Below are 7867 nucleotides of genomic sequence, written 5' to 3' on the forward strand. Positions count from 1 at the left end.
GCTGGAGGAGCCATGGACATGGAGCCGAACAGAGGCGGGCCCGACCTGCGCGACGCGCACCGGTTCGCGGTGGAGGCGGCCCAGGCGGCCGGGCGGCTGCTGCGCCGGGGCACCCGGGGGGAGCTGCACGCCCGGGCCAAGAACGACTCCGGTGACCTGGTCACCGACCTGGACCTGGCCGCCGAACGGCTGATCGTCGACCGGATCCGGGCCCGCTGGCCCGAGCACGGGGTGATCGCCGAGGAGGGCGGCGAGTACGCGGCCGACAACTCCTGGGCCTGGCTGGTCGACCCGCTCGACGGGACCAACAACGTGGCGATCGGGCTGCCCGCGTACGTGGTCGGGATAGCCCTCTGCGACCGCGGCTCGCCGGTGCTCGGCGTGGTGCACGACCCGGTCGCCGGCCGCACCTGGTCCGCCGTCCGCGGCCGGGGCGCCTTCGTGCACGAGTCCGGGCCGGCCGGCCGCCCCCTGCACGCGCCCCGCCGTCCGGTGCCGACCGCGCCGGTGCTGGCCTGGACCCAGGGGCACGAGGTGGCCCGCGACGACAGCACCGCCCGCGCGCTGAAGGTCGTGCTCGACACCACCGCCCGCCGGGTGCTGCAACTGTGGGCGCCCCTGCTGTCCTGGGTGATGCTGGCCCGTGGCGACATCGACGGCATCGTCGGCTACCGGCCCGAGGCGGTCGACCTGCCGGCCGGGATGCTGCTCGCCGCCGAGGCCGGCATGGTGGTCCGTGCCCTCGACGGCGGCTGCTTCGACGACCGGTACGGCTGCCCGGCGGACCGGCGCAGCTTCGTGGCGGGCCCGCCGGAGACCATCGACCGGCTGGTCAAGCTGGTCACCGCAGCACAGTGGATCGAGCCGCAGGTCCGCCAGCTCACCCCGATCAGCCTCTCCACCGTCGGCTGGTGACCCGAGCCACTGGAATCGTGGGCTTCGACCTGCGAGGTCGGGTGCCGCTGGTGGCTGCCGGACTTTCCGTGCTTGATCGGCTACCGTACGGATTTCCGCTCGTGTCTCCGGCGTCGCTCGGGCCACCTTGGTAGGTGAACATGACCGAACCTTCGTTCGCGTGCCGGCTGCGTGCCCTGCGGGAGGAGAGCGGGCTCTCCCTGCGCGGTCTGGCGAGACTGACGTTCTACGGCAAGTCCTATCTGCACGAGCTGGAAACCGGCGCCAAGGCCCCGACGGCCCAGATCGCCCAGCAGCTCGACCGGGTGTTGCGGGCCAGGGGTGAACTTGTCGCGCTCGCCGCCAGACCGGGAGTCCGCCGGCGGGAATTCGTCGCCGCAGCGGGGCTCGCGGCTGCCCTGCCGCACACCCTGTTGAGCCATGGCCGCCAGGTCGACGCCGCGACGCCGGGGAGGCTCGCCGAACGCACCGCCCGGCTCCGTCGCCTCGACAACTACCTCGGCGGTGCCGACACGCGCCAGGCGTACGCCGCCGAGGTCGAGTCGACGAGCCGGCTGATCCGGGACGGCTCCTACAGCGAAGCCGTCGGCCGGCAGCTGCTTGCGATCCTCGCCGAGCAGGCGCAACTGGCCGGCTGGGCGGCATTCGATGCCGGTGTGCACGACGAGGCGGAGCGCCTGTACCGGACCAGCCTCGCGGCGGCGCGCGAGGCGGACGATGCCCCGCTCATCGGCAACGGACTCGCGCTTCTCGCCTACCAGCAGCTCACTCTGCACGGCCGAGCCGTAGACCTGGCCGACGCCGCCTGCACCACAGTCGGCGTAGCGGCGACACCGGGCGTCCGTGCGTTGTTGCATCTCCGCGCGGCTTGGGCGTTCGCGACGGCCGGGGATGCCGGCGGCGCGGACCGGCACCTGGGCATCGGCACCCGGTGTCTCGCGGAGAAGGACGAGCGTCCTGAGCCCGACTGGGTGTACTGGGTCGACCGGACGGAGAGCGAGGTCATGACCGGGCGTTGCTGGACCGCCCTGCGTCGACCGGTCCGGGCCGTTCCGGTCCTTGAGCGTGTCCTGGCCGAGTTCGACGACACCTACGCCCGGGACAAGGCGCTCTACCTCACCTGGCTTGCCGACGCCTATCTGGACGCGAATGAGGTCGAGATGGCCTGCGACGCTGCCGCCACTGCCCTCCGACTGGCGGGTGGAGTCGCCTCCGTCCGCCCCGGCCAGCGGATCGATGCGCTACTCCGTCGCCTGGAGCCGCACACCCTGTTGCCCTGCGTGGTCGAGCTGCGGGCAATGACCGCCGAGGCGGCTACGCGTCCTGCACCGACCGCCGCACCCACGCCAGATAGTCGGTAGCGCCGCTCACGATCGGCACCGCGACCACCTGGGGGTTCCGCCACGGATGCTCCGTGAGCAGATGGCGTTCGAGCGCCGCGTATCGCGCGGCGGTCGTGACGAGAAGGACCTGCCATTCCTCGCCGGTGCCCTGCTCGCCGAGATGCCAGAACACGCTCGTCACCGGGCCGAGCACCTGCGCGCTCGCGGCGAGCCGGGCGGCTACGGCCCCCTCCGCGAGCCGAACGCCCGCGTCCCGGGTCAAGGTCGCCGTCGACACCTGAAGGAAGTCGTCCACCCGGCAAACCCTAGTGGCGACCGCTGTCCGCGGACAGCACGGACGAGCAGCGGACGGTCGTTGCCTGGATCTTCCCCCGATCCCTGGTGAGGCTACTTCTCGCCAGGGGACGCACGGTCCGCAGCGGACATCTCGCAGCCGGGCCACCGGGAGGGAGCGAGCTTGAGTGGACAGGCTGTGGATCAGCGCGAGCGACTGACCACGCACGGCCCGGTGCTGCCGGTCTGGAGCTGCGGGAGCTGTGCCGCGCCGTGGCCGTGTGCCGCCGGCCGACAGCAGCTACGGGCGGAGTTCGCCGACGCCCCGGTGTCGCTCGCGCTCTACCTGGGCGCGCAGCTCGTCCGAGCCTCCGCCGATCTGCACTGGTTGCCGGCCGGCGCGCTGCACCGGCGCTTCCTCGGGTGGGTGCGGTGAGCGTCCTGCGCGCCGGGGACGCGAAGTTCCACTACAGCGACGGGTCGCACAAGTGGATCCCGCCGGACCCGGACTACGACCAGGAGGTCTGGAACGAGCAGGTCCGTCAGCACCTGCACCGGCACCTGCGCAACGAGCCTCCGAAGGTGCGGGTGCGCCGCGTCATCGTGGGCTGACCGGAGCGTCGGCCACGACCGGGGGAGGCCGCAAGGTCGGAAGGCGGCTGTCCTCCGCCACGTGGTCGGTGTCTGCCATGCTCGGAGCGATGACGACCGGCCAGCCAGACAGATCCCGCGACCGGCGCCGTGTCGTTCGCGTCGTTCTCGCGCTCGGCGGGGCCGCGGCCGTTCTCGCGCTCGCCGTGGTCGTCGTACCCCTGCTGCGCCCGCCGGGCCCGCGCCCGCCGTTCCAGCTCCCCGTTCACTGCGGCGAGACCTGGCGGCTGGGCACCTACCCCGGCCACGACGACTTTGACGTCGACCTGTTCCCCACGGAAGGCGACGCGTGGGGGCGGCCGGTGCTCGCGTCCCACGCCGGCACGGTCACCGTGGCGGGGATCAACGGGTCCCTGGGTGGGCGTACCCCGGAAAACCCGAAGGGTCCGCGCGGCCGTGGCGGAGGGTACTGGGTGAAGATTGACCACGGTGGCAGGTGGGAGACGCAGTACCTGCACCTGCTCGAACCGCCCCTGGTCCGGGCGGGACAGCGGGTCGCCCGCGGCGAGCAGCTCGGACGGGTCGGCAGCACCGGGAACTCCGGTGCGCCGCACCTGCACTACGAGCAGCACCGGGGCCGGGAGAAGGTGGAGACGTGGTTCGGCGGCCTGCCGTCGGGCATCACCGACGACGACACCGAGTACAGCGTTACGCTCACCAGCGACAACTGCCCGGCCGAGCGGCCCTAGGCAGTGGCCTGCTCACTTGATGACGTGAAAGTCGGGGTGCGCGATCCACGCGGCCATCGCCGCCGCGTCGAGATAGACGGCGTCGCCGACCGGGATGCAGCGGCCCGCCTCCCCAAGACGGTGGAGGAGCTCTGCGACGGGTGGGTCGTGAAACTCGACGAACACCCAGCCGTCGGTCCGCAGCGCCACTCGCTGAGCTGTCCGGGCGAGGGCGGGACGGCCGGCGAGGTCGCTGACGAAGATGTGCAGCCCGATGTCGCAGCGCATGGTCGCCCCACTCGCCCGCTCCACCAGTTGCAGCTCCTCGGGATCGGTCTCTGCGTCCGGCGACTGGAGGTAGTAGCCGTAGGGCAGGCCGTCGGCCGAGTGCCAGTCGTTCGGGTCCGGCTCATACCGGATCAGGCCTTCGGCGGTCATCTCCTCCACCAGGATCGGTTCGACCCTCTCAGCCGGGTAGGGAGTCAGGACGCTCAAGGCTGTTCCACCCACAGGCGAGGAGTAGACAGCACTCCGCCTCGCCGCGCCACCCGTGCCAGACGGCCCGCCATGCTCTGCGCACCGTCTGCCCTGTGGGCCGATCTTGCACCAACGCGGGTGAGCCCTTCGTGATAGCTTCTGCGTCGCTGTGCGCTGCTGCGAACTGAGGAGGTGAGACCGATCAACGCTGTGACAGGTCTGGGCTCCCTCCCTCGCATGGCCTAGGGAGTGCCCGCAGAAGGCATTCCGAAAGGCTCGAAAGCTATGCGCGTGAACCCCGCGACGTCGTCGGACGGCGTCTCCGAACAGCTCTTCACCCTCGGCGAGATCCCCGGCGTGCTGTGGACGCCGGAAGACGCCGCCGGTACGCGTCCCCTCATCCTCATGGGACACGGCGGCGGCCAGCACAAGAAGGCCCCCGACATCGTGGACCGCGCACGCCGCTTCGTGGCGGAGTGTGGTTTCGCGGTCGTGGCGGTGGATGTGCCCGGCCACGGGGACCGGCCGACGGATGAGCGGTACGACCGGATCGCGACCGAGAACCAGGCTCGCGTGGCTGCCGGAGCGGAACTGGCTCCGCTGATCGCCGATTTCCAGGCGCTCGTGGCCCGCCAGACCGTCCCGGAATGGCAGGCGGTCCTGGACGCGGTCCAGGATCTCGGACACGTCGGCGCCGGTCCGGTGGGCTACTGGGGCGTGTCGTTGGGTTGCGGCCTGGGAGTGCCGTTCGTCGCCGCCGAACCCCGGGTCCGTGCGGCGGTGCTCGGCCTGGGCGGGGCGCTGGCGACGGCGGAGGCCGCCGCGCGGATCACCGTCCCGGTGGAGTTCCTGCTGCAGTGGGACGACGAGCGGGTGCCGCGGGCCCAGGGTCTGGCGCTGTTCGACGCCCTGGGCTCAGCCGAGAAGACCCTGCACGCCAACAACGGCAAGCACGGCGACATGCCGGCCTTCGAGCTGGACAGCACGCTGCGGTTCTTCGCCCGACACCTCGGCTGACAACCCCTGCCGGTGGTCCGCGACGCGCCGATCGGGATCCGGTCCCGATCGGCGCGTTCGGCGAACCGGGTACGGGTTCGCCCACACGGCCGATGAGTTCCGCCTCGCCCCGTCGTCTGCTTGTGGGGAACGTCCCCGTTCGGCGCCTGTGGGAGCCCCGAGTTGAGATGACGAGGAGCGTGCACACCGTGGACCAGGAGAACGTGACCGCCACCCTGACCGTCGCCCTGCCCGCCGCGAGGGTCTTCGCGGTGCTGGCGGACCCGACGACCCACGCGGCGATCGACGGCACCGGCTGGGTCCAGGCGCCTGTCGACCGGGCGCCGCTGACCGAGGTGGGGCAGATCTTCCGAATGGACATGTACCACGCCAACCATCCGGACGGTGACTACCGGGTGGCCAACCAGGTCCAGGTGCTCGACTCGCCGCGCGCCATCGGCTGGCTGACGGGGCAGGAGAAGGACGACGGTCACCTGGAGTTCGGCGGCTGGCTGTGGCGTTACGACCTCGCGCCGCTCGGCCCGTCGGAGACCGCGGTCACGCTCACCTACGACTGGTCGGCGGTGCCACAGTCCATCCGCGAGTACATCCAGTTCCCGCCCTTCGGCCCCGAGCACCTCACCAACTCGCTGCGCCACCTGGCCGAGCTTGCCGCGACGTCCCCGGCCCCGACGCCCGGGGGCTAGGCCGCGCGGCCGCGCGCCTCGGCCGCCGGCCGCCGCAGCCGCTCCGCCAGGAACGCCTCCCAGGTGCGTACGCCGAGGGTGGCGCCGGGGCGGGCGAGGTTGTCCCCGTTGCGGTACGCCCGGCCGGCCCTGCCGGGCAGCCGCACCGGCAGCCGCAGCCGGCGCCGGCCGACGGCCGTAAGGTAGCCGGTGACCAGCTCGTCCATGCCGTAGACGCGGGGGCCGGCCAGCTCCGGCACCAGCCCGGCCGGCGTGCCGAGCGTCAGTTCTGCCATCCGGGCCGCCACGTCGCGGGCGTCGACCGGCTGGAGGCGCAACCCGCCGGGGACCGGGACCACCGGCAGCTTCGCCATCTTCTCCACCATGGTCAGCGCCAGGTCGTGGAACTGGGCGGCGCGCAGCGTCGTCCACGGCACGCCCGACCCGGCGACGGCCCGTTCGGCCTCCAGCTTGGACCGCAGCCAGGCCAGCGGCACCCGGTCCGCCCCGACCACCGAGATGTACACGAGGTGCCGCACGTCGGCGCGCCGGGCGGCACCGACCAGGTGGCGGGTGGCCACGTCGTCGCCCTTGGGGCCGCCGGCCAGGTGCAGCACGGTGTCGACCCCGCGTACCGCCGGGTCGACGCCCTCGCCGGTGAGCAGGTCGGCGGTGACGTGCTCGACGCCGTCGGCGAGCCGGCCGCCGCGGCGGCTGAGCACGCGCACCGGGTGGCCGGCGTCGCGCAGCAGCGGCACGACGAGCCGGCCCAGGGTGCCGGTGCCGCCGGTGACCAGGATGGGTGCGTTCATGTCGTCCTCCGTGTCGGGCAGGTCCGCTACGTTTCGTGCTTCACCGGCTCGACCCGGGGCGGGCGACAGGTGTGACCGAAGTGACGGGCGTCACATGCCGTCACACCGGCGTGCCGGCCCGGGTCGGTCAGCGGGGACCCCGCGAGGAAGGACTGGGACATGGGCGAGGACACCTGGCTGGCCGAGCGGTTCGAGCAGGAGCGCCCGCAGCTGCGGGCCGTGGCGTACCGGATGCTCGGCTCGCTGAGCGAGGCCGAGGACGTCGTGCAGGAGACCTGGTTGCGGCTGGCCCGGACCGACACCACCGAGGTGGACAACCTGGCCGCCTGGCTGACCACGGTGGTCGCCCGGGTCTGCCTGAACACCCTGCGGGCCCGCGCCACCCGGCGTGAGGACCCCCTCGACGTACGCCTGCCGGATCCGGTCGTCGCCGAGGCCGACGCCGATCCCGCGCACGCCGCGGTGCTGGCCGACTCGGTCGGGCTGGCGCTGCTGGTGGTCCTGGACACCCTGACCCCCACCGAGCGGCTCGCCTTCGTGCTGCACGACATGTTCGGCGTGCCCTTCGAGGAGATCGGCGCGCTGGTCGACCGGTCGCCGGCCGCCGCCCGGCAGCTCGCCAGCCGGGCCCGCCGCCGGGTACGCGGGCAGGCGCCCACGCCGGACCCGGACCTGGCCCGCCAGCGGGAGGTGGTCACCGCGTTCCTGGCCGCCGCCCGGGAGGGTGACTTCGACGGGCTGGTCGCCGTGCTGCACCCCGACGTGGTGCTCCGCTCCGACGGTGGGTCCGCCCGGGCCCGGCACTCCACCGTGCTCACCGGCGCGCGGGTGGTGGCCGCGCAGGCCACCACGTTCGGCCGGTTCTCCCCGTTCGCCCGGCCGGTGCTTGTCAACGGCGCCGCCGGGGTGCTGGTCAGCGCGGCCGGCCGGCCGCTGTCGGTGATGGCGTTCACGGTCACCGGCGGGCGGATCGCCGCCATCGACGTGATCGCCGACCCGGAGCGGCTGGCCGCGCTCGACCTCGACCGCTGATCCCGCCGTCGACG

11 protein-coding genes are annotated in these 7867 nt (G+C 72.9%); 8 read left to right on the forward strand and 3 right to left on the reverse strand.

The window, feature by feature from the left end; all coding sequences use genetic code 11:
- The first annotated feature begins 18 nt into the window (after positions 1–18).
- Both IEY96_RS22795 and IEY96_RS22800 read left to right on the forward strand, forming a co-directional pair.
- Positions 19–915, forward strand: a complete 897-nt coding sequence (locus IEY96_RS22795) for an inositol monophosphatase family protein (RefSeq protein ID WP_229791808.1) — start codon at positions 19–21, stop codon at positions 913–915.
- 140 nt (positions 916–1055) lie between these two features.
- A complete protein-coding gene (locus IEY96_RS22800; RefSeq protein WP_189197067.1) occupies positions 1056–2276 on the forward strand; it encodes a helix-turn-helix domain-containing protein in 1221 nt (406 codons plus the stop codon).
- Here IEY96_RS22800 and cutA read toward each other — a convergent pair.
- Positions 2230–2553, reverse strand: coding sequence for a divalent-cation tolerance protein CutA (gene cutA / locus IEY96_RS22805; RefSeq protein ID WP_189196854.1), 324 nt, complete (start codon positions 2551–2553; stop codon positions 2230–2232). The two genes, IEY96_RS22800 and cutA, sit on opposite strands and share 47 nt — an antisense overlap.
- 162 nt (positions 2554–2715) lie before the next feature.
- On the opposite strand from cutA, the gene IEY96_RS22810 reads away from it, so the two are divergent.
- The 3 genes from IEY96_RS22810 to IEY96_RS22820 all read left to right on the forward strand — a co-directional run bounded on the left by IEY96_RS22810 (position 2716) and on the right by IEY96_RS22820 (position 3871).
- A complete protein-coding gene (locus tag IEY96_RS22810; RefSeq protein ID WP_229791809.1) occupies positions 2716–2967 on the forward strand; it encodes a hypothetical protein in 252 nt (83 codons plus the stop codon).
- Positions 2964–3143: a hypothetical protein gene (locus tag IEY96_RS22815; protein WP_189196855.1), complete on the forward strand. Its 180-nt coding sequence runs from the start codon at positions 2964–2966 to the stop codon at positions 3141–3143. The genes IEY96_RS22810 and IEY96_RS22815 overlap by 4 nt, the downstream gene beginning before the upstream one ends.
- 89 nt (positions 3144–3232) lie before the next feature.
- Positions 3233–3871 (forward strand): M23 family metallopeptidase, encoded by a 639-nt coding sequence (locus IEY96_RS22820; protein ID WP_189196856.1) that lies wholly within the window; start codon positions 3233–3235, stop codon positions 3869–3871.
- A 12-nt stretch (positions 3872–3883) separates the two neighbouring features.
- Here the strand turns inward: IEY96_RS22820 and IEY96_RS22825 are convergent, their stop codons facing one another.
- Positions 3884–4297, reverse strand: coding sequence for a hypothetical protein (locus tag IEY96_RS22825; RefSeq protein WP_189196857.1), 414 nt, complete (start codon positions 4295–4297; stop codon positions 3884–3886).
- A gap of 315 nt (positions 4298–4612) precedes the next feature.
- Between IEY96_RS22825 and IEY96_RS22830 the strand changes: the two genes are divergently transcribed.
- Entirely contained in the window at positions 4613–5344 is a 732-nt protein-coding gene (locus IEY96_RS22830; protein WP_189197069.1) for a dienelactone hydrolase family protein, read from the forward strand.
- A 167-nt stretch (positions 5345–5511) separates the two neighbouring features.
- Positions 5512–6030, forward strand: coding sequence for an SRPBCC family protein (locus IEY96_RS22835; RefSeq protein WP_229791810.1), 519 nt, complete (start codon positions 5512–5514; stop codon positions 6028–6030).
- Here the strand turns inward: IEY96_RS22835 and IEY96_RS22840 are convergent.
- Positions 6027–6821 (reverse strand): SDR family oxidoreductase, encoded by a 795-nt coding sequence (locus IEY96_RS22840; RefSeq protein ID WP_189196858.1) that lies wholly within the window; start codon positions 6819–6821, stop codon positions 6027–6029. The two genes, IEY96_RS22835 and IEY96_RS22840, sit on opposite strands and share 4 nt — an antisense overlap.
- 159 nt (positions 6822–6980) lie before the next feature.
- On the opposite strand from IEY96_RS22840, the gene sigJ reads away from it, so the two are divergent.
- The gene (gene sigJ / locus IEY96_RS22845; protein WP_189196859.1) at positions 6981–7853 is read left to right on the forward strand and encodes an RNA polymerase sigma factor SigJ; all 873 of its coding nucleotides are present in this window, start codon (positions 6981–6983) and stop codon (positions 7851–7853) included.
- Positions 7854–7867: the final 14 nt, after the last annotated feature.

Origin of the sequence: Micromonospora fulviviridis, assembly GCF_014648395.1 — a bacterium.
Taxonomy (GTDB): Bacteria; Actinomycetota; Actinomycetes; order Mycobacteriales; family Micromonosporaceae; genus Micromonospora; species Micromonospora fulviviridis.

Bases quoted from the DNA above. Each gene is read 5' to 3' on its own strand.
- IEY96_RS22820 (WP_189196856.1), top strand. From the start codon at position 3,233: ATGACGACCGGCCAGCCAGACAGATCCCGCGACCGGCGCCGTGTCGTT.
- IEY96_RS22795 (WP_229791808.1), top strand. From the start codon at position 19: ATGGAGCCGAACAGAGGCGGGCCCGACCTGCGCGACGCGCACCGGTTC.
- IEY96_RS22840 (WP_189196858.1), bottom strand. From the start codon at position 6,821: ATGAACGCACCCATCCTGGTCACCGGCGGCACCGGCACCCTGGGCCGG.
- IEY96_RS22835 (WP_229791810.1), top strand. From the start codon at position 5,512: ATGACGAGGAGCGTGCACACCGTGGACCAGGAGAACGTGACCGCCACC.
- IEY96_RS22830 (WP_189197069.1), top strand. From the start codon at position 4,613: ATGCGCGTGAACCCCGCGACGTCGTCGGACGGCGTCTCCGAACAGCTC.
- IEY96_RS22800 (WP_189197067.1), top strand. From the start codon at position 1,056: ATGACCGAACCTTCGTTCGCGTGCCGGCTGCGTGCCCTGCGGGAGGAG.
- sigJ (WP_189196859.1), top strand. From the start codon at position 6,981: ATGGGCGAGGACACCTGGCTGGCCGAGCGGTTCGAGCAGGAGCGCCCG.